The organism is Pedobacter sp. N23S346, assembly GCF_048515415.1.
Taxonomy (GTDB): domain Bacteria; phylum Bacteroidota; class Bacteroidia; order Sphingobacteriales; family Sphingobacteriaceae; genus Pedobacter.
Genome location: NZ_JBLYEE010000005.1, coordinates 144767 through 171290, shown reverse-complemented (window position 1 = coordinate 171290; position 26524 = coordinate 144767). Strand labels below are relative to the sequence as shown.

At 38.2% G+C, this 26524-nt stretch carries 23 protein-coding genes; 19 read left to right on the top strand and 4 right to left on the bottom strand.

Annotation, left to right across the window (positions count from 1 at the left end; all coding sequences use genetic code 11):
- Positions 1 to 111 precede the first annotated feature (111 nt).
- Complete coding sequence (locus ACN1CD_RS11105; RefSeq protein WP_419130462.1) at positions 112 to 3807, bottom strand: restriction endonuclease subunit S; 3696 nt, start codon at positions 3805 to 3807, stop codon at positions 112 to 114.
- Positions 3807 to 4130, bottom strand: a complete 324-nt coding sequence (locus tag ACN1CD_RS11100) for a helix-turn-helix domain-containing protein (protein ID WP_419130461.1) — start codon at positions 4128 to 4130, stop codon at positions 3807 to 3809. Before ACN1CD_RS11100 ends, ACN1CD_RS11105 begins: the two co-directional genes overlap by 1 nt.
- A gap of 358 nt (positions 4131 to 4488) precedes the next feature.
- Here ACN1CD_RS11100 and ACN1CD_RS11095 point away from each other — a divergent pair, with 358 nt between their 5' ends.
- From ACN1CD_RS11095 to ACN1CD_RS11085, 3 genes are read left to right on the top strand one after another with little or no spacing between them, the layout of a single operon-like run.
- Positions 4489 to 6000 carry a GMC family oxidoreductase gene (locus tag ACN1CD_RS11095; RefSeq protein WP_419130460.1) on the top strand — a complete coding sequence of 504 codons (1512 nt, stop codon included), beginning with the start codon at positions 4489 to 4491 and terminating at the stop codon, positions 5998 to 6000.
- A 1-nt stretch (position 6001) separates the two neighbouring features.
- Positions 6002 to 6997 (top strand): alpha/beta hydrolase, encoded by a 996-nt coding sequence (locus ACN1CD_RS11090; RefSeq protein WP_419130459.1) that lies wholly within the window; start codon positions 6002 to 6004, stop codon positions 6995 to 6997.
- Positions 6998 to 7037: 40 nt separating this feature from the next.
- A complete protein-coding gene (locus ACN1CD_RS11085) occupies positions 7038 to 7784 on the top strand; it encodes an SDR family oxidoreductase (RefSeq protein WP_419130458.1) in 747 nt (248 codons plus the stop codon).
- Positions 7785 to 7860: 76 nt separating this feature from the next.
- On the opposite strand, the gene ACN1CD_RS11080 is transcribed toward ACN1CD_RS11085, so the two are convergent.
- Entirely contained in the window at positions 7861 to 8226 is a 366-nt protein-coding gene (locus ACN1CD_RS11080) for a winged helix-turn-helix transcriptional regulator (protein WP_419130457.1), read from the bottom strand.
- Positions 8227 to 8451: 225 nt separating this feature from the next.
- On the opposite strand from ACN1CD_RS11080, the gene ACN1CD_RS11075 reads away from it, so the two are divergent.
- From ACN1CD_RS11075 to ACN1CD_RS11000, 16 genes are all read left to right on the top strand, one after another.
- Complete coding sequence (locus ACN1CD_RS11075) at positions 8452 to 10242, top strand: amidohydrolase (protein WP_419130456.1); 1791 nt, start codon at positions 8452 to 8454, stop codon at positions 10240 to 10242.
- A gap of 185 nt (positions 10243 to 10427) precedes the next feature.
- A complete protein-coding gene (locus ACN1CD_RS11070; protein WP_419130455.1) occupies positions 10428 to 11444 on the top strand; it encodes an LLM class flavin-dependent oxidoreductase in 1017 nt (338 codons plus the stop codon).
- 182 nt (positions 11445 to 11626) lie between these two features.
- A complete protein-coding gene (locus tag ACN1CD_RS11065) occupies positions 11627 to 12208 on the top strand; it encodes a Crp/Fnr family transcriptional regulator (protein WP_419130454.1) in 582 nt (193 codons plus the stop codon).
- A 116-nt stretch (positions 12209 to 12324) separates the two neighbouring features.
- Complete coding sequence (locus tag ACN1CD_RS11060; RefSeq protein WP_419130453.1) at positions 12325 to 12951, top strand: DsbA family protein; 627 nt, start codon at positions 12325 to 12327, stop codon at positions 12949 to 12951.
- Between the two features lie 60 nt (positions 12952 to 13011).
- On the top strand, positions 13012 to 13950 hold the full coding sequence (locus tag ACN1CD_RS11055) for an MBL fold metallo-hydrolase (RefSeq protein ID WP_419130452.1): 939 nt from the start codon (positions 13012 to 13014) through the stop codon (positions 13948 to 13950).
- A gap of 67 nt (positions 13951 to 14017) precedes the next feature.
- Positions 14018 to 14470, top strand: a complete 453-nt coding sequence (locus tag ACN1CD_RS11050) for a MoaF-related domain-containing protein (RefSeq protein WP_419130451.1) — start codon at positions 14018 to 14020, stop codon at positions 14468 to 14470.
- Complete coding sequence (locus ACN1CD_RS11045; protein WP_419130450.1) at positions 14460 to 15365, top strand: hypothetical protein; 906 nt, start codon at positions 14460 to 14462, stop codon at positions 15363 to 15365. The genes ACN1CD_RS11050 and ACN1CD_RS11045 overlap by 11 nt, the downstream gene beginning before the upstream one ends.
- Before the next feature lie 4 nt (positions 15366 to 15369).
- Complete coding sequence (locus tag ACN1CD_RS11040) at positions 15370 to 15759, top strand: nuclear transport factor 2 family protein (RefSeq protein ID WP_419130449.1); 390 nt, start codon at positions 15370 to 15372, stop codon at positions 15757 to 15759.
- Between the two features lie 415 nt (positions 15760 to 16174).
- Entirely contained in the window at positions 16175 to 17245 is a 1071-nt protein-coding gene (locus ACN1CD_RS11035; protein WP_419130448.1) for a c-type cytochrome, read from the top strand.
- A gap of 480 nt (positions 17246 to 17725) precedes the next feature.
- The gene (locus tag ACN1CD_RS11030) at positions 17726 to 17929 is read left to right on the top strand and encodes an SDR family NAD(P)-dependent oxidoreductase (RefSeq protein ID WP_419130447.1); all 204 of its coding nucleotides are present in this window, start codon (positions 17726 to 17728) and stop codon (positions 17927 to 17929) included.
- 59 nt (positions 17930 to 17988) lie between these two features.
- A complete protein-coding gene (locus tag ACN1CD_RS11025) occupies positions 17989 to 18597 on the top strand; it encodes a TetR/AcrR family transcriptional regulator (protein ID WP_419130446.1) in 609 nt (202 codons plus the stop codon).
- A gap of 43 nt (positions 18598 to 18640) precedes the next feature.
- The gene (locus ACN1CD_RS11020) at positions 18641 to 20014 is read left to right on the top strand and encodes a TolC family protein (RefSeq protein ID WP_419130445.1); all 1374 of its coding nucleotides are present in this window, start codon (positions 18641 to 18643) and stop codon (positions 20012 to 20014) included.
- Positions 20015 to 20019: 5 nt separating this feature from the next.
- Positions 20020 to 21066, top strand: coding sequence for an efflux RND transporter periplasmic adaptor subunit (locus ACN1CD_RS11015; RefSeq protein WP_419130444.1), 1047 nt, complete (start codon positions 20020 to 20022; stop codon positions 21064 to 21066).
- An 8-nt stretch (positions 21067 to 21074) separates the two neighbouring features.
- Positions 21075 to 24128, top strand: coding sequence for an efflux RND transporter permease subunit (locus ACN1CD_RS11010; RefSeq protein WP_419130443.1), 3054 nt, complete (start codon positions 21075 to 21077; stop codon positions 24126 to 24128).
- Between the two features lie 84 nt (positions 24129 to 24212).
- Entirely contained in the window at positions 24213 to 25112 is a 900-nt protein-coding gene (locus ACN1CD_RS11005; protein ID WP_419130442.1) for a 3-hydroxyacyl-CoA dehydrogenase, read from the top strand.
- 183 nt (positions 25113 to 25295) lie between these two features.
- Positions 25296 to 26069: an SDR family NAD(P)-dependent oxidoreductase gene (locus ACN1CD_RS11000; protein WP_419130441.1), complete on the top strand. Its 774-nt coding sequence runs from the start codon at positions 25296 to 25298 to the stop codon at positions 26067 to 26069.
- 101 nt (positions 26070 to 26170) lie between these two features.
- Here the strand turns inward: ACN1CD_RS11000 and ACN1CD_RS10995 are convergent, their stop codons facing one another.
- A complete protein-coding gene (locus tag ACN1CD_RS10995) occupies positions 26171 to 26518 on the bottom strand; it encodes a winged helix-turn-helix transcriptional regulator (RefSeq protein WP_419130440.1) in 348 nt (115 codons plus the stop codon).
- Positions 26519 to 26524 lie beyond the last annotated feature (6 nt).

The window sequence follows — 26524 nt, the reverse complement described above, 5'->3', positions numbered from 1 at the left end:
CCTCTGGTGGATTAACCGAAACCCATATTGAAGAATTTAATGATAAAAAGGAGCTTTTAAAAATTAATAGACTTTATTAATGTGCCGTTTTTGGTAGGTTAAGCGTTGGCATTATACCAAATAATTTTTCAAGATTTTCTCTTTCTGTTTTGGCATCAAGTCTATTTGCTTTTTTAAATCTGCAATTTTATTTTCAATCTTTTCAATTTGAGAAACTATTTTTTTCTGTTCCGAAATTGCAGGAACGGAAATTTCTATTGGGTTAAGATTCATTACAGAAAGTCCTGGTTGAGCCGTTCCAGTTGCATATTGATTCAAATTCATAAATACTAATTGATAATGTAACCAAGTAGTATCTATATTTTCTTTTGGATAAGCAACCAATGCGTGTTCTGTTGCGTGAAATTTTCCTGAAACTAAATGCACATTGCCACATAATGCACCTTGTCTCCCAACTAATGAAAATTGCCCTTCGTTTGTAAAGGTTTCTGTATAACCTCTTAAACCATTTCCTCCATAACAAGGGTAAAGTTCAGAACTAAATACATTGTTTATATCACCTGCTTTTACAAAATTTCCTGCTTTCAATTCGCAAACTTCATCCAGTCTTTTTGTTTTACCTTCAGTATTTTTAAAATTAGTTTCAATTTCGTTTCTCAATTTTTCTAATTCTTCAACTGCTTTTTGCTCTTGCTTTTCCAATGCTTCAATTTCAGAAACTATTTTCTTCTGAATGTCGAGTGGAGGCAAAGGTATTTTTAGACTTTTGATATTTGTTGCGTTTAAACTTGCCTGATTTGCCGCTTTAATTGCATATTTTTGCATTTCTTCAATAAATACTTTAACTTTAAATATTTCAGAAATGTATTTTGGAATTACAAGTTTTTGGTTTGGACGAAACCTTAACAAATTTACTCCGTGAACAACCCTTTCATCTAGATTAAATAAAGCAGTTTTCCCTAAATGAGAAACGCTATTAATATGACTGAAAAGAATATCTCCTTTTTGAAGGAAATCATTTTCAGTAACATTATCATTTGTCCATTTGGTAGCATTTAAATTAAAAGTTGCAGTTGCTATTGTTTCTATTCGCGAAACACGATATTTTCCTTTTAAATCAGACTGTTCAACGTTTTTACCATTTTTAATTTCTACAAATACATTTTCAACTTTTTCTTGGTCGAATTTACTCTCAATTATTACTTTTTTTTTAGCCGAAAGTGAAATATTTTTTTCAAAATCTACTCTGTCAAAAGTGAACATATCTACCAGGTTTTGGTAGCTTACATTTTTCTGCAAATTTTCTGGAAGTTCTAAATCAAACTCACCCAAAAATGCTTTGTAAATGTAGTAGCTTGCTTTTTCGGAATTGGTAAAGCTATCAACATCATACAATTGGGTACATTCATCTATGCTTTTGCTTCGCTGTATGGCGTGTATGCCTTCGCTTCCTCTGCGGTTACTAAATTCGTAACCTAAAAACTGTTTCTCATCGTTCTTCTCTCCTGTTTTTACCAAAACCAGTTTTTGAGGATATGCCAAAATAAAATAAAGCAATTTATCCTGCTCAAGGGCTAAAATATTCGTCCAAAGTTCTTGCTCATTTTTGGCTTTAATTTTTTTAGTATATTCTTTATAAATTTCGTGTTGCTGAATAGTTGCGTTTGGCGTTTTCTGCAACAGCGTTTTATAATCGTCAAATGAAATAGTGTCCCAAACGTGAGCCACATATTTTTTAAGCGGTTTTTCAATGCCGTTTATCGTAACATCTTGCAGGCTTACAAAACATTTTTTGATGGCTTCTGCTACATTGTAAGCATCGGCGTTATTTCTGCGTCTTAAAAATAAGGTAACAGTGTTGGTTCCAGTTGCCATAAAGGTATTTGAGCCTAATTCGGCAATACCTAAAACTTCAAAGTGCTTAAACAAAATTTCTCTTGTTTGGGTGTAAATGCCTGTATTGCTCAAAATACTACTTGGCAAAATAATCCCTGCAACACCGCCATCTTTTAGCAATTGTTTTGTTCTTTCAATAAACAAACATTCTATTTCAGAACTTTGGTCGGTTAATCGATTGTATAAATCAAAACCTACCTTAGATTTTTCTTCATCCATCAATCCCTTAAAAGCCGAAACCGAATAAGGCGGATTTGAAATAATAATATCAAATTGTTTGTTGTCTTGCGGATAGGTTTTGTCGGTTTCTTTCAATAAATCTTTAAACTCTTTTGAAGTGGCAAAATCGCCCAGACCATCTCCGTGTATCACTTTTGCCAAACCATCACCGTGCAAATAGCAACTTACTTTGGCTGTTTTTACTAGTCGGTAATCCTTCTCAATACCATAAACATAAGATTCTGCCCAATCAAATTGGTCTTCTTTCCATTTTTTGATGGCTCTTTTCGTGGTAGGATTAAAAGAACTTTCATCCAGGTTGTCAATGTAATTTTGAACAACTTCCATTGACTCTGTGATAAAATGCCCACTTCCTGCTGCATAATCAATTACGGTAGGTAGCAAGTCATTTTTATTTCCTTGTTCAATTTTCTGTGCCGCAATTTCGTTAAATGGTAAACTTTTAATGATAAACCGGGCAATAGGAACAGGCGTGAAAAACTGTCCTGATTCTTGTTTTAATCCCGTGGTTAAAAGTAATTCGAAGAAATCACTTAAAAATTGTTGACGGTAATTATAACGTATTTGATATACTTGAAGCAGCTCAACAACTTCTTTTACAACCTTTGCATTTTCTTCAAAAGAAGCATCATCATACACTTCTTTTATGGCAAATTCATTATTCTTTTTAAGTCGAATTTCGGTTAAAATATCCTTGAACTTCTCTCTGTACTGAACATCAACTTGTAAAAATTGTTTGTCAAACTCACTATCGCTTACATCTGTAACTTTCTTCTCCAAAAGCTCAAGCATTCCTCTGTTATAAAGGTCTGTCAGTCTTTTTTGAAATGAAATGTGATTGTCTTCTCCTTCAAGCCATTGGAAATGTAATTGCTCATCAGCATTTCTATTTTCATCAACAATTTTGCAAAGAAAAAGCGTAAATATTTTATTGAAAGCGTTAGGCTTATCAGAAACTACATTATGTCTTAAAATCTCTAAAAACCGGTTAAAAATAAAACTGCTGTCCTCTTGCTTTAAAACTTTTAAATCGTTTTTGGTAAGTGCCTTACTTTGAAACTCATAAGGTGTTACCCAACTTTCGAAAATACCGTTGGCTTTTGGCAATTTGTTCCAACGCTCAAAAAAGTCTTTTACATTTCCTGCCTGTCGGTAATCATCTTCAATTTTAGCAATGGTATTTTTAAACACTATGTTTTTCTCTTGAAGCTGCGAAGCATAAAGCATTAAAATATCTGCATCTTTGTCTTGTTGGAAGTAGGTGAAAAGTTGCCCTCCGTTTCGTTCTAAATTTTTAAATTCTTTGTCAAATTCTGCTCCCCAGGTCTTGCATTCAATCATTAAGTACGCTGAACCATTTTCACGGGTTACCAAAATATCCAATCGTCCACTTGTACCGTGTCCTGTTCTCCAGGTTTTTTCTAAAACAATATTTTGAGGCAGATAACCTTTTTCTAAAAGCCTGTCAACACATTCAAGCACAACCCAATTTTCAGTCTGTGAAAAATTTTGAGTGGTTTTGCTTTCGCCTTTTATTTTATTACCGAAATTGAAAATTGAGTTTTCAAAATCAATTTCAATAGTATAGCTATTGTATTTTTTTTGAAAAATACCCGAAGTGTTTTCTTTAGGTGTAAATCCTAATGTCTGTATGAAGTTTTTGTAGTTCATTAGAATTTAATTATTCCTTGTTCTGCATTTTTATTTCTCAAATATTTCGACTGGCTTTCAGCGACTGTAAAAACAGCATCGGAACATTCGTATTTATGAGCTTCTTCAACCAATTTGTCAGCAACATACAGGTTTTTTAGTTCCGAATAATCTTTATCTAAAAATTTCGCAAGTGCTTCAAGGCTTGTAAAAGGAAATTTTTTCTTTCCAGTTTCTATTTTGGAAATCTCAGTCATAATGATGCCGAAAGATTGTCCAAATTCACTTTGGTTTAATCCCTTCTTATTTCTTTCGCCTCTTAAAAATTCTCCAAATGTTGCCATAATTGATACTTGCTATTTTTTGACTTGCCAATATATAGCAAATATAGTCAGAGTTTTTAGTTGAAGCAAACTTTTTGCTTAACTATATCTTAATGTATAGTGTTTGATAAGGTTTTATCCTTCGGTTGATAGCTGTACTGTTGCTCATTAGCATTGTGCATAACTACCGGTTTTGAGCAAAATTTTATGAATAGTAGAATTTTTATTGACTAAGTTTTTTACCAACTTCATTTTTAATTGAGGCTTCTGATTATTCATCCGTTGACATTTATCAACGGATTTTTTTATCGTTTGTCATCTTTCTGAGCTGTTCTTCCAATGTAATTTTGATATAACAAATCAATAAAAATATAAAGAGATGTCAGCACAAAATTCAACCAGTAAAAAATATCATTTCATCATTGTAGGTGGCGGTTCGGCAGGAGCCGTTATGGCCTCACGTTTAAGTGAAAATACCAGCAAAAATATATTACTCATTGAGGGCGGAAATTCGTATTCAGCCTGGGATTATCCAAGTGCCATTTACAGTGCCAATAATCCCGGCGGTGATGCAGAGCACAATTGGGGCTTTCAATCGGAGCCTACTCCTTATGGCAATAAAATAGATTTACCTAGGGGAAAAGTTTTGGGTGGAAGTTCAGCCATCAATGGTGCAGTTGCTTTGCGTGCAAGACCAGAAGATTTTAAAAAATGGAACCTTGCCGGATGGTCTTATGAAGAAATGCTTCCTTATTATAAAAAACTGGAAGCTAGCGATGCAGGCGATAAGGAACTGCACGGATTTGATGGGCCATTACCTGTGCACCAACTATTGAGAAGCGATTTAACTTCTGTTCAAAGAGCATTTGTTGATGCAACTGTTAATATTGGATACAAACTCATCGAAGATTTTGATGGTGCAGATGCCAATGGCGTTGGCCCCTACCGAATGAATGTGGTAAACGGCGTGCGTGTAAATACAGGAATGGCGTATATTACGAATAAGGTGCGTGAGCGTGATAACCTTACCATCGTTTCGCAAGCTATTGCCGACCGTGTTTTGTTTGATGGTAAAAAGGCAATAGGTATTTTATTGGCAAATGGAGAGGAATTTTTCGGTAATGAAATTATCCTTTCGGCAGGTACTTATGGAAGTGCCGCCATCTTGCTAAGGTCGGGTATTGGAACAAGAAATGAGCTGGAACAATTGGGAATACCCGTTTTAGCAGACCTTCCGGTTGGTAAAAATGTAAAAGACCATCCGTTTCATTATGCTTCATTTGCGCTGAACAAGGAAATGGTTGAAACCAAAACGCCGCCCATTGCCGCCAAATTGTGGACTTCGGCTTTTGATTCTGGGGAATTAGATATTCACATCACCGCCACGCATCTTTTTCCTGATGAATACAGCCCAACACAAATGGGATTTGTACTGGGAGTTGCGGTAACTACGCCAAATTCAAAAGGAAAAGTTTGGATTGAAACAACCGACCCAAACATCAACCCAAAAGTAGATTTGAATTTTTTGGATGATGAAAACGATACTAGGAGAATGATAGAAGGCGCTAAGATTGCAAGGCGCATAGCAGCAGCAGAACCTTTTGCTGAATATATCCATTCCGAAATTGCCCCGGGTATTTCAGTGCAAACGGACGAAGACTTGGAAGTAGCCATCAAGAAAAATGTTGCAAGTTATGCCCACCCTACAAGCAGTGCGCCAATGGGAGACATCAATTCAAAAGAAGCAGTAGTAGATTTAGAGGGTAGAGTACATTACGTAGAATCACTTCGTGTGGTAGATGCCTCAATCTTTCCAGATATCATTTCAGTAGCTACGAATATAACCGTGATTGCTGTTGCAGAAAAAATAGCCTACAAAATACTAAAGTAAGATGGAAAATAATCAATCAGATAAAACGACAAACACTTCTTTAAATCAAGTTTATACGATGGATAAGGAAGTGGCTGAGGCAATGGGTAATTTTATGACACAGCATCCACCGGGAACATTTCCCGAAAAGGGCGACTGGCAAATGCTGAGAAATACTTTAAATGAATTCTATGCCAATGTAAGTCTGCTTTTTCCAGTTCATACGGAGGTTAGGACCACAAATTTTACCATTGAAACAAGTGCAGGTACTGAGATTAATTTACGTTGGTATAGCCCCGCAGAAAAATTGGCTTCAAGTTCGGCTATTGTGTACATTCACGGCGGTGGCAGGGTTTCAGGCTCATTGGAATTATACGACCGCATCGTTTCCAATTTTGCCTACCTGTCTGGCGTTCCTTTTCTTTCGGTAGATTATCACTTGTCGCCAGAAGTGCAGGGCGAAACACAAGCTGAAGAAGCATTTAGTTCTTTAACCTGGTTAAAGGGACAAGCGGACGTTTTACAAATTGACGAAAATCGTATTGCCGTTATGGGTGATAGTGCAGGTGGCGGTATAGCAGCAGCAGTGGCTATACTTGCACGTGACCGTGAGGTTAACTTAGCTCATCAAATCTTGATTTACCCTATGTTGGATGACCGCGTGATAACACCAGATGATCGTTTGCTTCCTTTTGCGGTTTGGACCTATGACAATAACTATACGGGATGGACAGCATCGCTTGGTGAAAATCGTGGTAGCGATAGTATTTCTGCCATAGCTGCACCAGCTCGTTTGGATCGGTTTGAAGGGTTAGCACCTTCATTTATCTCGGTAGGCGATTTGGATGTGTTTAGAAATGAAAGTTTAGAATTTGCCGGAAAATTGGCAAAAGCAGGTGTGCCTATTGAGTTTCATTTACATCCCGGAGTTCCACACGGCTTTGATTTTATAGCGCAAGATGCAGAGGTATCCAAAAGAGCAATGGCTGATTATATTCGTGTAATACAGTCTTTTTAAAGTGAATATTTAATATAATGGATTTACAAAAGTTTAAATTATGACAGCATCAACAAAAAAAGTAGCACTGATAACAGGCGCTGCAACAGGTATCGGTCGAGCCATTGCCATCCGATTAGCAAAAGATGGCATCGCCATAGCCGTTAATTATATTGGTAACTCAACACTAGCCGACGAAGTGGTAAAAGAAATAACCCAAACGGGTGGCACCGCAGTAGCTTTTGAAGCCAATGTTGGCGTGGTTTCAGAAATCGTTGGTCTCTATGATGCCGTTATCGAAAAATTTGGTGGAATAGACATAGTTGTAGCCAACGCCGGGATAGCAAAAATGGGAATTCCCGTTGCAGAGGTTACCGAAGAAGACTTCGACCGTATCAATGCAGTGAATTACAAAGGAACTTATTTTGTGTTGCAACAGGCTGCAAAACACGTCAGAAACGGCGGACGCATCATTCAGATTTCGTCATCCAGTTCACTGTATCCGGCAGCCGGGCTTGGGATATATGCACCCAGTAAAGCCGCAGGCAAAGTGCTAACGGAAATATTGGCTCAGGAACTTGGTCCACGCCAGATTTCGGTAAATAGCGTTTTCCCGGGGCCAACCAGAACGCCTTTGATGGAAAAAGAAGCTTCGCAAGAAGAATTGAAAAGAATTGGGGAAAGTATGAACCTTGGAAGAATGGGCGAGCCGGAAGACATTGCTGGCGTTGTTGCGTTTCTTGCCGGTCCTGAAGGCGGATGGGTAAATGGGCAACAAATCATCGCCAATGGTGGCGGAAGGATCTAATTTTTTATTTAAAATGCAATAGTTAATCTGTGGCAATATTATTTTCCCTGATTTTTAATAGCAAGTTTAATTGGCGTTATTTTATTTCGGTAAATCCTTGCTTGAGGGCTTCTTTATGTTTTTTGCCCCAGTCGTTAAGCACTAGTATGATATCTACAAGCGATTCGCAGTACTTTGTTACAGAATATTCTACAGTAATGGGTTTGGTGTTTTTTACTTCTCTAGCTATTAGCATATTAATTTCAAGTTCTGCCAATTCTTTAGATAGTATGCGGGGAGAAATCCCCAATATGCGAGACAATTGATTAAACTGCTTTTTCCCATCCCTAAGCAAAACGGTTATCAAAGGTAGTTTCCATTTTCCACCAATTACAGTAAGGGTATCCTTCAATGACAAGCGTATGTTATTGCACTCTTCGAAATCGTCTGATGTGTTATTCATTTTTACAAGTTGATAATTTTTGTTAAAATTTTAAGCAATTCAAATTTACCCTATAATATTAAATATACGAGATGCTATTGTAAAGAAAAGCACTATTCTTTTTGTAACCCATAGAGTTCGCAGATAAGATTGTATTTAAATTTGAACTTTATAAAGCACAACTACAAATTGAATATCCCAATTAAAATATAGATAATTCATTAATAAAATAAATTTAAAAAAGTTATGAAAAAAATAGTCGCAGTACTGATAGCAACGTTTTTTACGGTTGCACTGCAAGCACAAACAGCACAACCTTTTATAGGTGCCGATATGATTGTTTTCAATGCTAAAATTACCACGGGAAGCCTCACAATGCCCGAAGCTTCTGCCGTGGCAGTCAAGCGTGGAAGGATTTATTCTGTAGGCACCAATGCGGAAATTCTTAGTTTAAAAGATAACAGTACAAAATTAATAGATGCCGGCGGAAAGCGTTTGATACCCGGTATAAATGATGCCCATACCCACGTGCTGAACGAAAGAAGTTACAACTATACTTTAAGATGGGATGGCGTGCCAACCTTGAAACGGGCATTGGAAATGCTGACTGAGCAGGCAAAAAGAACGCCTGAAGGGCAATGGGTAAAAGTAATTGGCGGATGGTCGCCCTATCAGTTCGCAGAAAAGAGATTTCCTACGACAGAAGAGATTAAAAAAGCAGTCCCAAACCGCCCGGCGATTGTACAATACGCCTACAACAGGGCATATTTAAATGAATTGGCGATGAAAGCGCTTGGAGTAGGAACCAGCCGTCTTCCATCTTTGCCCGGAACGGAGCTTGAAAAAGATAAAAAAGGCAATTATACCGGAATGATACAAGGCAATACTTTCTTCTTCGTTTCACTGGAATATATGGTGCCGCAAGCCGATGAAAAAGAACAGCTAAACTCACTCATTTATGTTATTAATGATATGAATCGTTTTGGCGTTACTTCGGCAGTAGATGCCGCCAGCTTGAATGCATATCCGCAAGGGCACAGCCCAATCGCTTTATTGGCCCGTGAAAATAGGCTGAATATCAGGTTTCCTTTTATCGACCTTCAATTTGGAGATGTGACAAGCCCGTCTTTGGTAGATGCAGAGATTAATGCAGTTACAAAAAAAGCACCCATAAGTCCGGGGGAAAACCTGCATCCCACAATGGCACACGGGCACGAATATGAAGGTACAGGCGAAGTATTGAGGTTGGAATTGCACGACCACGAAAATTTCGACAGACCAGCATTTATCATCAATCAAGATACAATGCGCTATTATGTCGAAAAAGACATTTCCAAACTTGTACAGAGAAGAATTCCTTTTCGTATGCACATCAGTTACAACGAAAACATTTCGCCATTTTTGGATGCCTTGGAAAGTATAAATAGAAAGATACCATTGGATGGGTTGCGCTGGAGTATAGAACACGCTGAAACCATAACACCCGAAAATATTGCCAGAGTAAAAAAATTGGGTGGCGGTATTTCGCTTGACATAAAAATGGCGCTTCACGGCGAAGGATTTATAAAAACGTACGGGCTTGAAAAAGCGTTGCAAACACCTAGATTGAGAGAGCTGGTAAACAGTGGAATACCGCTGGCGATGAGCACCGATGCATTCAGAGCGTCCACCTACAATCCTTGGGTTGGCATTAGCTGGATGATCACCGGGAAATCGGTTTCAGGAGCTGAAATACTGGCAAAAGACAACCGTTTAACAAGGGAAGAAGCTCTTAAATTGTTTACTTTTGGTCCCACCTGGTTTGAGCAAACTGAAAATGAAATGGGTAAAATCGTTCCGGGCAATCTGGCAGATTTTGTACTGCTAAACAAAGACTATTTTACGATACCAGAAGGCGAAATAAAAACAATTTCTTCTGCGCTAACTATCGTGGACGGCAGAGTAGTTTTTGGTACAGGAAATTACAGCAACCTGGCTCCAAAATTACCGGAAATTGTTCCAGCTTGGTCACCATTAAAATATTTCGGTGGCTACTAATATTAAAAACTTTTTTTTTGGATAGTTTAAAAGACTATATCAATTAATTTTAAAAATCCGTTGACAATTATCAACGGATTTTTTTATCGTTTGTCATCTTTTGGCACTTCTTATAAAACGTAGTTTTGGTACAATGAATCACCGCCATTGGCAGTGTAAAATATAATTTTTTAAAAAGGAATATTATGGAAATAGGAATAGATAGTTTCGCATCAGGTACCATTAACAAAGCTTCGGAAGGAGCAGATGTATTGGAACAATTATTAACCAGAATAGAATATGCAGACCAAGCCGGACTTTCCAGTTTTGGTATTGGCGAACACCACAGGCGTGAGTTTTTTGATTCGGCTCCAACTGTTATTTTGGCTGCTGCGGCTGCCAGAACGAAACAAATAAGATTAACAAGTGCCGTTACCGTTTTGAGTGCAGCAGATCCGGTAAGGGTTTTTCAGGAGTTTGCCACGCTTGATCTTATTTCGAAAGGAAGAATCGATTTAGTGGTAGGACGTGGTTCATTTACAGAATCATTTCCGCTGTTCGGATTTAATCTTCAGGATTATGATGCACTTTTCGCAGAGAAATTGGAACTGTTAATCCAAATTCAAAATAATGAAACCGTTAATTGGTCGGGCAGATTCAGACAGCCTTTAGTCAATCAGCCTGTTTACCCAAGACCATTTAATGATAAATTACCTTTGTGGATTGGCGTTGGCGGTACTCCTGCATCGTTTGTAAGAGCCGGAAAATTAGGAATACCACTGATGATTGCCATCATTGGAGGTGAAACCAGACGATTTAGAAGCTTGGTAGATGCTTACCGGGAAGCGGGAAGGCAAGCAGGACATTCGCCGGAAAAACTGAAAATTGGTGTACATTCCTTGGGTTATGTTGCCCAAAGCAGAGAAAAAGCTTTAGCTAATTATTATCCCGGCTATGCCGAAACTTTTACAAGAATGGGAAGAGAAAGAGGTTGGCCACCGATTACACCTGCCCATTTTGAGGCACAAGTTGGCAAAAATGGTGCTTTGTTAGTAGGTGAACCTAATGAGATTGCGGATAAAATTCTTCGATTTAGTGAAGAACTGGGCGGCGTTTCACGGTTTACGTTCCAGATGGATAATGCAGGTTTAACACATTCACAGTTAATGGAATCTATTGAGTTGATTGGAAGTAAAGTGATTCCGTTGGTGAATGAGAAATAAATAATAACACTGGCATTGCTACGAATGCACTAATAAAAACACTGTATTTTTATATAAAAAAAACATCTGGGCATCTGTAGCAAATAAAAAAATACGGTTCATTTATTAGTATAGAAAACATCCGTGAATCTGTGGCAAATAACTAAATTTGATAACAATAAAAAAGTCAAAGCCATACTTCGATGATTGAATTTCTCAAAAAAAATATAGCAGGCCACATCTCTTTGTCAGACCAGGAATTGACAGATTTTTGTGCTTTGTTCCAAAATAAAAGCATTAAAAAGAAAGCTTTTTTGTTGAAAGAAGGTGAAGTGTGCAAGTTTGAAGGCTTTGTAACCAAAGGGCTTTTCCGGGTGTACCACATTGATGCCAATGGATTTGAACAAATACTTTATTTCGCTACAGAAAACTGGTGGATAACCGACATAGACAGCTTTACCAATGAAAAACCGTCACAACTTTTTATACAGGCTTTGGATGATAGCGAAGTGCTTTTAATTACGAAGAAAGAAAAGGAATTTGCCTACCAAAATCTGCCTGAAATTGAGAAACTATTTCGTATAATGACCCAAAAAAAACACGTTGCCCTGCAAAGAAGGATGATTGATAATCTGAGCAAAACCGCCGAACAGCGCTATCTTGAATTTTCAGAAAAGTACCCACAATTAATACTTCGCCTTTCCAACATACAAATTGCAGCTTACTTGGGGATTACCAATGTTTTTTTGAGTAATATCCGGCATAAAATTGCTAAGAAAAAATAAGGTTTGATTTATTTATTAAACTAGTTTAAAGGTTTGCAGCATTTTTTCCTGCCATCTTTGTCCCATAAAAATAATACTGTTTTTTTGTTAATATACCATCACTAAAAAAGACAAAAATGAAACTAATTTATATAATGGACCCGCTTTGCGGATGGTGCTACGGCAACAGTGTCAATACCCAAAAACTATACGAAAAATACAAAGATGTCCTTGAATTTGATATTCTGCCTGCCGGGATGTGGGCTGGTGCAAATACCCGTATGCAATCCAAACCGATGGCGCAATTTATAAAAAAACACGACCCACAGGTTCAACAAACCACCGATACTGAATTTGGTAAAAGCTACTTTGAATTTATAGAAAAAGAGAACATTGTTTTAGATAGCGAAGTCCCATCAAGGGCAATCGTTAGCGTAAAAAACATATCGCCTTTGCAAGCCATTTCCTTTGCTGTTGAAGTACAAAAAGCACGATATTGGTACGGTAGAGATTTGAACCTTGAGGAAACTTATTTAAGTATTTGCGAAGATTTAAAAATAGATAAAAAGCAATTTTTGGATACTTTTCATTCAGAAATTATGAAAAAAGAAACGCAAGACACGTTTGCTTTGGCACAAGAATATGCCGGTTCTTATCCAACACTTTTGGCAGAAAAGGATGGTGAAAACTATATATTAGAGCAAGGCTATGCCAGTTTTGAAAATATTGTAAGCCGTATTGAAAACCTGAATTTATTAAACTAGTTTAAAGGTTTTTCCTGTCAAGTCATTGCATCTTTGCATATCAATTTTAAAATAATGAAAATGAAAACGAAGTTTAACGAGCACGGACTAACAAAATATAAATCCGTGAGTAAATCAATCATCTCAACAGTATTAATCACAACCTTAACTTTATTTAATATGGAAGCACAAGCACAAAGTTTCAAGACCATTGAAGCAAACAATTTGAAATTAGAAGTTTACAACGCATCAGAAAATGCTTTTGGCGTAGCATCAGTAATCGTTTCGGGCAAAACGGATGCCGTTTTAATAGACGCACAATTTACTTTGGCAGATGCCGAAAAAGTGGCTGCCGAAATTAAAAAAACAGGTAAAAATTTAACGACCATTTACGTTTCGCACGCCGATCCAGATTATTATTTTGGATTGGAAATTTTCAAAAAGTACTTCCCGGAAGTAGTAGCTTACGCGTCGCCAGCAACTGTAGAAGCAATCAAGGCTTCTGCTCAGAAAAAATTGGACGTTTGGGGCGAGCGCTTGGGAAAAGCCATTACTTCTAATGTGGTATTGCCACAAGTTTTAAAAGGAAACAGCATCGAGTTAGAAGGTCAGAAGCTAGAAGTTATCGGTCTTGAGGATTTTCCAACAAAAACCTTTGTTTGGGTTCCTTCAATCAAAGCAGTTGTGGGTGGCATCAATGTTTTCGGAACTACATTTAACCTTTGGATGGCAGATGCACAAACTGCGGAAGCCCGTAAAAACTGGATTACAGTTTTAGACAAAATTGAAGCTTTGCATCCTGCAATCGTAATTCCTGCACACGCAAACAATGCAAGTCCGTTTGATGTAAGTGCCGTTAAACACACCAAAAGTTATATCCAGTTTTACGAAGAAGCATTGAAAACCAACAAAACTTCAGAAGATTTAATCAAAGCGATTAAAACAAAATATCCAACCTTGACTTTTGAAACAGCTTTGCAAATAGGCGCAAAAGTGAACACAGGCGAAATGAAATGGTAAAAGAAAAATGCTACGAATGCACGAATAATTTGATAAAAATATCCGTGCATTCATAGCTATTTAAAATATGAAAAAAAAGATAATAGCAATTGCAGTTTTGACAGGATTATTTTTTACCGCTTGCAATAATCAGCCAAAAACAGAAAGCAAAGAAGAAGAAAAAATGACTAACACGTCAGAGTATTCAATAATCGGAAAAAAAGGAAAAATTACATTTCCTGAAATGACAGCCGAAGTAAATTACACATCAGACACATCATTACATTGGAAAACTACTGACAGTAAAGGAATTGTAGCCGAGGGTAGTGAAAAAATTAATTATCAAAAACTAACAAACAATTTGTATTTTTTTAATTGGATAGAGAAAGATGGTTTTACTGTAAGTCAAATTATTGACACAAAAAACGGTACTGTAAAAGCATTTTGGAGTTTTAATGACGAGCGTAGTGATAGAGGAAAAAGAAGCGAAATGTTTGTGGATGCGAAATTTGAATTTGTAAATAAAATCAATGAAAAATAAGATATTAAAATTGATGCTTCTTGTAACATCCATCGCTATTGGTTTTGCAGCTACAGCTAATGCGCAAATCAAAACCATTTCATCAGATTTGTCTTTCCCGGAAAGTGTTATTAGTGACGGACATTTTTTATACGTAACAGGTTCGGGAAAAACTCCAGACCCGATGCTAAAAGATGGCGACGGCGTTATCCAAAAACTTACACTTGATGGAAAGATGATTGACAAAAATATTTCCAAAACACCGCTGAATGCACCCAAAGGCACAGCCATTACTAATGGAGTATTGTACGTTGCAGACCTTGGTAAAATTGTAGGTATTTCACTAAAAACCGGAGAGAAAATTGTGGAAATTGATTTCTCTGAATTTAAAACAGGATTGCTGAATGACATTGCAGTTAAAAGTGCCAATACTTTTTTTGTAACCGCCACAGACATCGGTCAGGTATTCAAAGTAAGCCTTGGCGAAAAATCTATAATTACAGCAGTAAAAATCCCTGAAATAAAAGGTGCAAACGGAATTTGCTACGATAAAAAAACAAACCGATTATTCGTTGTTGGCTTTGGTTCTTTTGGTGATAAAACAGGCTCAGGAGAAATTGGCTATATTTCCTGGAAAGGAAGAACAGCGTCCTATCATCGAATAACCGAGATGAATGGTTTTTTTGATGGGGTTCAATTAATTGATGCAAATACATTGGCAGTAACCAATTGGGTTTCCACGAGCAAACCAAAAGGACAATTGTTAAAAATAAATGTAAAAAATGGCACACCTGAAATTTTAAAAGACCTTGAACCAATAAACGGGCCTGCCGATATTTATTTTGATGGTGTTAGCAAGTCACTTTTAATTCCGGTGCTAATAGATAATAAGCTTTTGAAGTATAACCTAAAATAAGAAAATGACAAACCTCGAAATCATAAAAAGCACCTACGAAGGAAAAACTTCGGAAGAGAATGGAGAAAATTTAGCAAAATATGTTGCTGACGATATCTCTTGGACAGAAGCTAAAGGTTTCCCGTACGGTGGAACTTATATTGGTTTAGAAAACATCACAAAAAATGTCTTTGCAAGATTAGGAAGCGAATGGATCGATTACAAATTCACGCCGGAAGATTATGTTGCCAGTGATGACAAAGTGGTAGCCTTTGGAACCTATTCCGGGACTTATAAAAAAACAGGTAAACCATTTAATGCAAGAGTAGCTCACATTTGGAAACTAAAAGATGGGAAAATTATCAGTTTTGAGCAGTTTGTTGATAGCCAGACCGTAAGCGATTCAATGAAATAAAGCTCAGCAAAACCGAATAGCTTATCTATCTTTTTTAACCATAGACTACTTAGTGAAAAATATTGAAGCAAATTATAACGGAGATCAGGAACACTAAATACGAATAATCTGATAAATTGCAATAGTTCAATGCTATTAAGTAATCTCAAGATTATTTCATTTTTATCTATTATCCTCGACTCTATATATCAATAATTATGCTTTTTAATCGTTAAATTTCAATTTTTCTTTAGGCAGGCTAGGATTAAATGGCTAAAGAAATGTGGTTTTAAGGCAGCGCGATGTTATGCCCTCCGAAGAAGAGATTATTATATGGGAAAGAGATACGATAAGTCAGATGCAACCGTTTCTCATTGTAATAAATCACGGATAAAGATTTGATATGCCTCATATTTCATATTATCATAATAGCTAAATGAGTTTCGAAAAAAGTAATGAAACAGAAAAATTAATCGTTTCCATCGCAAAGACAACTGCAAAGGTTTCCCTTCTTTCTGCACTCTGTGGACTTATATTCGTTTTTTTATTTATATGGAAAGGAAGTTTATTTCCCGTAAACGATATGCCTGTTAATCAGCAAAAAAACGTTGTTCAAATTCCAGCAAACATCAAAACTGGTAAAATCGGTACTAACTGGTCTGCCCCAACTGATGAATTAATTCCTGCTGGAAAATATGGTAATATGATCCGCTATGGACGGGAACTCGTTGCCCATACGGCCCGTTATTTCGGTCCTTGCGGATCACTGGCAAAAATTAGCAATGGGATGAACTGTCAGAATTGTCACCTGCAAGGCGGCACCAAGATTTTCGCTAATAATTTTTCGGTATTCTTTGCCAGCTATCCTAAAATGAGTGCCCGATCAGGAAAAAAGGAACCCGCATCAACTCGAATATCGGATTGTTTTCAGCGAAGCTTAAATGGAAAGGCACCCGCAGCTAACACTAAAGAAGTGCAAGCTATGCTGGCCTATATGAAATGGCTTGGGGCTGGGGTTAAGAAGGGAATAAAGGTCTTCGGCACTTCTAGTGAAAAGCTGAAATATATGGATAAGCCAGCTGATCCTGTTAAAGGAAGGTTGGTCTATTTTGAAAAATGTGCCAGTTGCCACGGCCAAAAAGGGGAGGGAGTTATAGCTGCTGATAAAAAAGAATATACCTATCCGCCTTTATGGGGAGCAGGTAGCTATAACGACGGTGCAGGCCTTTTTCGGTTAAGCAACTTTGCTGGTTTTGTGAAAAATAACATGCCCTTTGGTACAAGCTATCCAGATGCCCAGCTTAGTGATGCCCAGGCATGGGATGTGGCTGCTTTCGTTAATACGCAGGCCCGGCCCCATAAGGATCAGTCGAAAGATTATCCTGATCTGAAAAAGAAACCATTGGATGCACCTTTTGGACCTTATGCAGATAGCTTTACATCGAGTCAGCATAAATTCGGTCCGTTTGCTCCAATAGCAGCATTTTATAAGAAATTTAATAAGTAAGGATAATCGAAATGTGTGCATTCAGTTTCCTGTGTAGACGACCTCTGTACCAGAAACCTGACATTAATAATCCAGGCAAATACCAATAGTATTTTTTTATCTATCACTTAATGTCTCACCAATTGAGAAACTCATGCCTGTAAATCTTCAATGATATTAGATATAACTTGGGCTGGTGGTGAGACACCAAACCAGTAGGTTAATAGATTAGAATAATTGTCCAATCTTCGTGTTCTCTGTGTTTTTTCTCTTTTTTCTCTGTGGTTAAAAGGCATCAAGCAGAATTTTTTTTAATAAGTATATTAGATATACATTTCATCTATCACTTGGTGTCTCATCCGTTGAGAAACTCATGCCTACCAACCATTAGAAATAAATAAACATCACAATTAAGTCAAATATTATGTAAGTAGAAAATTAATTTGTTTTATTGAACACTGTTCAGTATATTTGTTCCTGAAATTATTATATCCCTGTTTAATGAAAAAAGCAATAATCACAGGAGTGACCGGAGGTATCGGACTTGCAGTAGCCAGGCACCTTGCTGAGCAAAATTACCAGCTCAGCTTAGTGGCAAGAAATGAAGAAGAGAATAAGCTAATGCTGTTTGGATTCAAATTTCTCAATCGGGCTGCGGCAATGAAGATTATGGGGCAAATTAATCCGGGTTTGGTAGCGGCCTAAAATTCACATTCTTCAGAAAACCTGAGATCCAATTTATACTTTTACAAATTACTTTATCCATGGGCATTATAGAACGAAAGCAGAAAGAGAAGCAGGAAATGCGTAAGCGCATCTTGAATGGTGCAAGAAAAGTATTTCTTCAAAATGGCTATGAGCAGACCAGCATGCGTAATATCGCAAGTGAGATCAGCTATAGTGCGGGTGTAATTTATTTCCATTTTAAGGATAAAAGTGAAATCTTTCAGGAGCTTCACAGAGAAGGCTTTAGTTTACTTCTTAAACAACTCCATGTCTTGAATTCCGTAACAGATCCGTTTGAGCGATTGAAAGCTACTGGACGTGTATTTATCCAGTTTGCACAGGATAATAAAGATTATTATAACCTCATGTTCCTGGTAGACGAGCCTATTAAGTCTCCTGCAAATGGGGGATTTCAAATTGCAAAGGAAGCCATAAACCTCCTGCATGATCTGGTAAAAGAATGCCAGCAGGCTGGCCGGTTCAAGAATATGGATGCTGAATATCTATCCTTTATGATCTTATCCGCTATGCATGGCATCTGCGCCCTGTTCTGTAAAGACCGTACAACCGTTTTTGTGAACAGAACAAACCAGGAGCTAATGGAAAACGGCTATGCCAGTTTTGTTACGCTACTGGAAAAGGGATGACCTTTTTTTAACTAATTACTGAACACTGTTTAATTTTATTACAATGATTAATTACATTAGAAAACTATCCACATTTTATCGACTGAGCGCGCTGCTCTTACTGGTCGTTCTTATCCCATCGGGCCTGAAGGCCCAAACCCGTTTGGATGATTATATCGCTCAGGGGCTTGGATCAAACCAAAGCATTAAAGAGCAGGACTTCTTACTGAAAAAAAATATTTATGCACTCCAGGAGGCAAAAAGTATGTTTTTACCCAGTGTAACCTTTTCTACCACTTATACCAAAGCGGATGGCGGCCGAACGATCGATTTTCCAACCGGCGACCTTTTTAATGCGGCCTACCGCACGCTTAACCAGCTTACGGGAAGCAATTCCTTTCCGCAGCTGGAAAACCAGAGCATATTGCTTAATCCGGATAACTTTTATGATGCTAAATTCAGGACAAGCTTACCCCTGCTCAATGCAGAATTGGTTTATAATAAAAGGATCAAATCCCAGCAGGTTGAGCTTCAAAAAGCGGAAGTACTGTTGTACAAACGCGAATTGGTGAAGGAAATTAAGACAGCCTATTATAATTATCTTAAGGCCACAAACGCCATCAGCATTTATCAATCCTTTTTAAAATTGCTTCAGGAAGGCGAAAGGGTAAACAGAAAACTGTTCGAAAACAATAAGATCAACCGTACAGCGGTGATCAGGAGCGAGAATGAGGTTTCAAAAATAAACGCATCGCTGATCTCTGCCAGAAAAACAGAAGAATCGGCCCGGTATTATTTCAACTTTCTATTGAACAGGCCACTAACTGATCCTATTGAAACGGATAATGTTCCCTTATTACCTGCCCAGGATAACCTGCAGCTGAATGATATTAATGGTCGTGAGGAAATGACAAAGCTGGCGATTGCCGGGGGGATCAATAAAAACCTTACTGGTTTGGCTAAATCTTATTTCATACCTAAAATTGGTACTTCCCTTGATTTAGGTTCACAGGCCTTCGACTGGAAGTTTAATCAGAAAAGCCGCTATTATCTGCTAGGTGTTTCATTGGAGTGGAACTTGTTCTCTTCAGGAAGAAACAGTTACAAAATAAAACAGGCTATTGCCAGCGAGCAGGCCGTAGCTGCACAAACCAGCCAGGTATCTCAGCAACTGCTCACCGAGCTGAATGTACGCAGTGCAAACCTGCAAAGTGCTGCTGCACAATATCAGGCTGCACAATCGCAACTGAAGACCAGCCAAACCTATTATAATGACATGACTAAACTTTATAAAGAAGGTATGGCCATTTATATTGAGTTGCTTGATGCACAGAACCAATGGGTAGATGCCCAACTCCAATCTAACATTGCCTTATTCGACACCTGGATATCATTTACTGCGATTGAGCGTGCCAACGCCAGTTTTAACTTACAATAAAAATCATGAAGAAGATACAACTTACATTTATTGCGATAACAACCCTGTTGTTCGCCTGCAAAGAAAAACCTAAACACTCAAAGCCACTTGGCGAACCTGATGTGATTGCCGTGAAAACTTCACAGGTTTCTACATTTGGTGTACCTACAACCATTGTAGTCTCTGGCTTGGTCAGCACTGAAAACGAAGTCAATTATTCATTCAAAATTGGTGGCGTAATCAGTAAGATTATGGTGGATGAAGGTCAGTTTTTTAAAAAAGGTCAAATCCTTGCGACATTAAACACTACTGAAATAGCAGCAGGGCTGGCCCAGGCCGAACTTGGTGTAGACAAAGCCAAACGAGACTATACCCGGGCGGTAAATCTTTACCGCGATAGTGTTTTTACGCTGGAACAATTACAGAATACCAAAACAGCTTTAGATGTTGCAGTGAAAACAAAAGAAGCCACCGCATTTAACCAGCGCTATTCGGCAATCTATGCAGCTTCTGATGGTTTTGTAACTAAAAAAGTAGCCGGCGAAGGCGAAGTGATTGGCGGCGGGAGTCCGGTGTTGATGACTAATTCCACCCAGAAAAGTGGCAGTTACCTGCTTAAAGTTGGGGCAACCGATCAGGAATGGGCAGCAATCAATCCTGGCCAAAATGCCCGTGTTACCCTTGATGGTTATCCTGAGCAACTTTTCACGGCAACGGTTTTCCGTAAACTTCAATCAGCAGATCGAGAGATTGGTTCTTTCCAGGTAGAGTTGAAGCTTAATCTTGGCAACTTCAAACCTGCAATAGGCATGTTCGGAAAGGCAGACATCGAAACTAACGGCGCACAAAACGCCACCATTATCCCCTTCGCCGCGTTGGTAGAGGCAGATGGCGAAAAGGGATTCATCTTCACCCTTAAAGGTACAAATCGCGTTCGCAAGGTGCCGGTGAATATCCTAAAGTTTGATAATAAAAACGTTTACCTGAAAGACAAACTGGAAGGTATAGATCAGATCGTTGTTTCGAACAGCGCTTACCTGAATGAAGAGTCCATTGTAAAAATTATCCAATAGAATCAGATATGAAGATTACAAATTTCGCCGTTAAGAACTACCAGTTTACCCTCATCATATTTCTATTGGTAGCGGTAGTAGGTGTGCTTACGCTATTTACCATGCCGCGGTCAGAGGATCCGACTACCCATCCGCCACAATACCTGGTAACGGTAATTTACCCGGGCACAAGCCCGAAAGACATGGAAGAACAGGTGGTTAAACCCATTGAAAATAAAATCTATGGACTGGAGAATATTGATAAAATTCTAACCACTGTAGAAGATGGGGTTGCCGCCATACAAATCAAGTTTAAATACGGAGTTGATGTAGACAATAAGTATCAGGAGATCTCCACAGAGATTAACGCCCTTAAAAACAGTGAACTACCAAAGGAAATCTATCAGATCAAGACTGAGAAAATCGCATCATCTGATGTGAAAATCTTTCAGGTTGCCCTGATCTCCAATTCTGCATCTTCCAAAGTTTTGAGAGACAATGCAGACATCCTAAAAAGCAAACTTGAAAAGATTACGAACCTTCGGGAAGTAAAGTATACCGGAATGCCTGAACAGGAAATACGGATTGATATGCAGCTGGATAAGCTTGCACAGCTGAAAATCCCCCTTAATCTGGTAATGGGAAGTTTGCAAAGTGAAGCGGCAGATATACCGGGCGGAAGCATTAATCTGGACAGCAAAGTTTTCAACGTTAAAACCAGTGGAAAATTTAAAGGCGTGGAAGATGTGGCCAATACGGTTATTTATAATGCCAACGGAAAGATTATCTACCTAAAAGATGTGGCTCAGGTAAGCTATAAAGACGGCATCGTTAACCACATTACCCGCATCAACGGGCATAGGTGCATACTGGTTACTGCGGCCATGAAAGACAATGTAGACATTAGCCAGGTAAAAAAAGAGTACACGCCCATTTTGGAGGAGTTTACGCGCAGTTTACCTGAGAATATTAAAATGATCAAGAATTTTGATCAGGCAGATATGGTTTCAAAACGATTGGGGCACCTGGGTTTCGATTTCGGGCTGGCAATTCTTTTGGTGGTGATTACCTTATTGCCACTTGGTTTCAGGGCTTCATTAATTGTAATGATTTCTATCCCGCTTTCACTGGCCCTTGGCCTGATTGCAATGAACTTATTGGGCTTTTCATTAAATCAGCTCAGCATTGTTGGCCTTGTTGTAGCATTGGGGTTATTGGTTGATGATAGTATTGTTGTCGTTGAAAATATTGAAAGATGGCTTAGGGAAGGGCACTCCAAGAAGGATGCGATATTGAAGGGTACTAAACAGATTGGGGCCGCTGTAGTAGGCTGTACGGCAACACTCGTGATCGCCTTTTTACCTTTGGCTTTTTTACCAGATATGGCCGGAGAGTTTATCCGCAGTTTGCCAATGGCGATTATTACAAGTGTTTTGGCATCTATGATTGTTGCACTGACTTTGGTGCCATTCGTTGGGAGTAAAATTCTAAAAACGCATAGCCATGGAGAAGGTAACTACTTTCTTAAAAAACTGCAACAGTTTCTAACCTTTTCTTATCGCGGTATAATGCCATTGGCATTAAAATGGCCAAAGGTAACCATTGGTTTTTCGCTTGCATTAAGTGTACTGGCATTTCTATTATTTTCACTTGCCGGTTTCAAACTCTTCCCTACTTCAGAAAAACCAATGTTCCTGGTGAACATAAAAATGCCACTGCAGGCAGATATTCCAGAGAGTGACAGGGTAACCAAACTGGTGGAAAATGAGCTGAAAAAGCATCACGAGATCGTTTATTATACCTCAAATGTAGGAAAAGGCAATCCGCAGATTTATTACAATGTTCATCAGCAAGACATCAAGCCAGATTTTGCACAGGTTTTTGTTCAGATGGATGAAGAAACTGACCCTAATGAAAAAACTGAGTTAATTAAAACGCTGCGGAATAAATTTCAAAACTTTCCCTATGCCAAAATTGAGGTAAAAGATTTTGAACAGGGAACACCGATTGAGGCAAATATTGTAGTAAGGGTGTTTGGAGACAATCAGGATACGCTAAGAAAGCTGTCTTTCAAAGTGGAGGCACTGTTGCGCAAACATCCGGGCACTTTTTTCATCAACAATGAGTTGAATACCGATAAATCAGATGTGAAAATTAAAATTGATAAAGAGAAAGCCCGAACCTTAGGCGTGATGACAAGTGACATTGATAAGGTGATCAGAATGGCTGTAGCAGGTTTGAACGTTGGTGATTACATTGATGACAGGGGAGATTCGCGTAATGTGGTGCTCACCCTGCCCAGAGAAAAATTTTCTAACCTGGATGCTTTAAAAAACCTTTATGTAAACAACATCCAGGGTGCGCCAATTCAGGTAGATCAGATTGCAACAATTGGTTTTGAAACCTCTCCAACCGCGATTAATCATTTTAATAAATCGAGGTTTGCTAAGGTAACATCGCTAACTAAAGACAATGTTTTTGCTAATGATATTTTAAAAGATCTTGTCCCTCAGCTCAACCAGATGAAAATGCCGAAGGGCTACTATTATAAATTATCAGGTGAGGCTGAATCAGAGGGCGATGCTTTAGGAGGCAACTTTCTTGCAGTGATCATTTTAAGTACATTTCTTTTTATTGGGGTATTGCTACTGCAATTCAAAACATTTAAGGGAATCATCATTGTGCTATCCATCATACCACTTGGTGTATTAGGGGGGGTAATATTTCTGCTCATCACCGGAAACCCAATGTCGCTGGTATCCATTATTGGTTTCATTGGCCTCTCTGGCATACAGGTCAAAAATTCGCTCCTACTTGTTGATTTTACCAATCAGTTGCGAGAGGAAGGAAAAAGTATAGATGAGGCGATTCACATTGCCGGGGAAACGAGATTTTTGCCAGTTGTGCTTACCTCTATTACGGCAATATGTGGTCTTATTCCCATTGCTTTAAACCCGAACCCGCAAATCGCACCGCTGGCTATTGTGCTTATTGGTGGCTTGATCAGTTCGACCATATTATCGAGGATTGTTACGCCGGTGATGTATAAATTGATACCGCCGCAATTGGATGAAAAGATATGATGGGTCAAAATAGATCGAGAGAACCGTTTCTAGAATTGCAACTGTTCCTGATTAACCTCATTAATAGAATACTTAAAAATTAACATGATGAAAATTAAAAACGTTACCGTATTTGGATCTGGCGTACTGGGTGCGCAGATCGCTTTTCACACGGCTTATCACGGATATAATGTTACATTATTTGATATCAGCGATGAATTGCTGGAAAACGCCAAACAAAAATTTGTACAGTTCAAGCCAATGTATCAACAAGATATAAATGCCACTATTGCTGATCTTGATGATGCCGTATCAAGAATAAGTTTTACGATAAACCTGGCCGAATCTGTAAAAGATGCTGATCTTACTATCGAAGCGATCCCAGAAAACATTCAGATAAAGAAGGATTTTTATACAAAATTAGGGATTGTGGCGCCGGCAAAAACGATCTTCTGCACCAACTCATCTACACTTTTACCAAGCCAGTTTGCGGCTGAAACAGGAAGACCAGAGCGATTTTTAGCACTGCACTTTGCTACTCACCTGTGGAAGAATAATGTGGCTGAAATTATGGGACATTCCGGTACAAACCCTGAAATATTTGAAGAGGTAGTAGGTTTCGCGAAAACGATTGGAATGGTTACCATTCCAATTTATAAAGAACAACCTGGTTATGTGATGAATTCACTTTTAGTGCCTTGGTTAATAGCAGGTCTTGATTTATACCGCAACGGTGTTGCAAATGCATCATCTATTGATAAAACCTGGATGAAAACTTTGGGAGCTGATTTGGGACCTATGTCTATGGCTGATCTTGTTGGACTGACCACTGCATATAATGTAACGAGTACCTATGCAGAATTAACCGGTGAGGAGATATGGAAAGAAAGACGGGATTTTCTGAAAGAAAACTTTATAAATCAGAATAAACTCGGCATTGCTACTGGAGAAGGCTTTTATAAGTACCCAAACCCGGAATATCAAAATACTGATTTCCTTAAATAGCAATTGATCAAATAATGTACCCTATAAGATGAAATTCAAAATCGAATCCAACAGAATGAGTTGCATTTTATAGGGTGTTATTTCAAATTCCAGCGTGAATTTCTAGTGATAAGACATCATAAATTCAATAGATAGTTTAATTGAAAAACGAAAAAACTATTACACACTTCAACTTTACTCAACATGAAAGAATACATATTAATTACCGGTGCATCTTCAGGAATTGGCTACGAAATGGCGAATGAATTAGCCGCCAAAAAAACGAACCTGATATTGGTTGCCCGTACAGAAAGTAAATTGCAAGAAATGCAATCTGATTTAACAAAAAAATATGGCATTATGGTTCAGTATTTCGTGGCAGATTTATCAGTTGCAAATGCTGCTACAGACCTTTACAAAAAGGTACAACAAGAAAATTTATTAGTAAGCCATCTGGTTAATAATGCAGGTGTGGGCAACTATGGCCATTTTATTGAAACATCATTGGAAGAAGAATTGAGCCTGATCCAATTAAATATTTCCAGCTTGGTGGTATTGACTAAGCTTTTTGCACAAGATATGGTAGCCCGTAAAACTGGCAGAATTATGAACGTAGGCTCGGTGGTTTCATTTTTACCAATGCCTTATTTTTCTGTTTATTCTGCTACCAAAGCTTTTGTAAAGGCATTTAGCGAAACACTCGATGCCGAACTGGAAGGAACCGGTGTTACCGTTATCTCTCTATATCCAGGCACGGTAGATACCGGTTTTACGACAAGCGAAATGCAAACTACAAATCTGCACAAAACTAAGCCGATGCATCCTAAGGAAGTGGCAATGCAGGGTGTAAGGCATCTATTGGAAGGAAATGGAAAAAAAGTAGTCGGGTTTCAAAATTGGTTTAATTCTAAACTCCCTAATTTTGTTCCTGACAGTATAATGATGAAGATTAAAAAAGGGCTGGCGAGTCAAAAATAATTTACAGGCTTTCGGTTGGTGTGTCTCACCAACTGAAAACTCATACCTGTAAATTCTAATGGTTGTACTGGAAAGGTGCAGATCTGCAATAGTTTAGCGCATTATTCTTTTGTGACTACTTTCCTGTGGTTGATTCCCCAGTCTTTTAAGGCATAAATGATTGGGGTTAATGTATCTGCATAGGGCTCTGCCTTGTATAAAATCTTAACAGGATACTCATCTTTAACATGTCGCTTGATCAGTTTATGCTGCTCAAGATCCTTCAGTTCCTTTGCCAGAACTTTTGGCGTGATGCCTGGAATGCTGTCCTGGATATCTGTGAACCGTTCGTTGCCGATGCTGACTGAAATGATGATAGGAAGTTTCCACTTGCCGTTGATCACATCAAGGGCATCCCTTACCGGAATTACCGTTTCTATGCAGGGGCAATATGCTTTTTTCTGTGCCATAATAAT

Bases quoted from the DNA above. Each gene is read 5' to 3' on its own strand.
- ACN1CD_RS11030 (WP_419130447.1), top strand. From the start codon at position 17,726: ATGAAAAAAGCAATAATCACAGGAGTGACCGGAGGTATCGGACTTGCA.
- ACN1CD_RS11070 (WP_419130455.1), top strand. From the start codon at position 10,428: ATGGAAATAGGAATAGATAGTTTCGCATCAGGTACCATTAACAAAGCT.
- ACN1CD_RS11000 (WP_419130441.1), top strand. From the start codon at position 25,296: ATGAAAGAATACATATTAATTACCGGTGCATCTTCAGGAATTGGCTAC.
- ACN1CD_RS11035 (WP_419130448.1), top strand. From the start codon at position 16,175: ATGAGTTTCGAAAAAAGTAATGAAACAGAAAAATTAATCGTTTCCATC.
- ACN1CD_RS11090 (WP_419130459.1), top strand. From the start codon at position 6,002: ATGGAAAATAATCAATCAGATAAAACGACAAACACTTCTTTAAATCAA.
- ACN1CD_RS11015 (WP_419130444.1), top strand. From the start codon at position 20,020: ATGAAGAAGATACAACTTACATTTATTGCGATAACAACCCTGTTGTTC.
- ACN1CD_RS11105 (WP_419130462.1), bottom strand. From the start codon at position 3,807: ATGAACTACAAAAACTTCATACAGACATTAGGATTTACACCTAAAGAA.
- ACN1CD_RS11055 (WP_419130452.1), top strand. From the start codon at position 13,012: ATGAAAACGAAGTTTAACGAGCACGGACTAACAAAATATAAATCCGTG.
- ACN1CD_RS10995 (WP_419130440.1), bottom strand. From the start codon at position 26,518: ATGGCACAGAAAAAAGCATATTGCCCCTGCATAGAAACGGTAATTCCG.
- ACN1CD_RS11100 (WP_419130461.1), bottom strand. From the start codon at position 4,130: ATGGCAACATTTGGAGAATTTTTAAGAGGCGAAAGAAATAAGAAGGGA.
- ACN1CD_RS11095 (WP_419130460.1), top strand. From the start codon at position 4,489: ATGTCAGCACAAAATTCAACCAGTAAAAAATATCATTTCATCATTGTA.
- ACN1CD_RS11045 (WP_419130450.1), top strand. From the start codon at position 14,460: ATGAAAAATAAGATATTAAAATTGATGCTTCTTGTAACATCCATCGCT.
- ACN1CD_RS11075 (WP_419130456.1), top strand. From the start codon at position 8,452: ATGAAAAAAATAGTCGCAGTACTGATAGCAACGTTTTTTACGGTTGCA.
- ACN1CD_RS11020 (WP_419130445.1), top strand. From the start codon at position 18,641: ATGATTAATTACATTAGAAAACTATCCACATTTTATCGACTGAGCGCG.
- ACN1CD_RS11005 (WP_419130442.1), top strand. From the start codon at position 24,213: ATGATGAAAATTAAAAACGTTACCGTATTTGGATCTGGCGTACTGGGT.
- ACN1CD_RS11065 (WP_419130454.1), top strand. From the start codon at position 11,627: ATGATTGAATTTCTCAAAAAAAATATAGCAGGCCACATCTCTTTGTCA.
- ACN1CD_RS11010 (WP_419130443.1), top strand. From the start codon at position 21,075: ATGAAGATTACAAATTTCGCCGTTAAGAACTACCAGTTTACCCTCATC.
- ACN1CD_RS11025 (WP_419130446.1), top strand. From the start codon at position 17,989: ATGGGCATTATAGAACGAAAGCAGAAAGAGAAGCAGGAAATGCGTAAG.
- ACN1CD_RS11085 (WP_419130458.1), top strand. From the start codon at position 7,038: ATGACAGCATCAACAAAAAAAGTAGCACTGATAACAGGCGCTGCAACA.
- ACN1CD_RS11080 (WP_419130457.1), bottom strand. From the start codon at position 8,226: ATGAATAACACATCAGACGATTTCGAAGAGTGCAATAACATACGCTTG.
- ACN1CD_RS11040 (WP_419130449.1), top strand. From the start codon at position 15,370: ATGACAAACCTCGAAATCATAAAAAGCACCTACGAAGGAAAAACTTCG.
- ACN1CD_RS11060 (WP_419130453.1), top strand. From the start codon at position 12,325: ATGAAACTAATTTATATAATGGACCCGCTTTGCGGATGGTGCTACGGC.
- ACN1CD_RS11050 (WP_419130451.1), top strand. From the start codon at position 14,018: ATGAAAAAAAAGATAATAGCAATTGCAGTTTTGACAGGATTATTTTTT.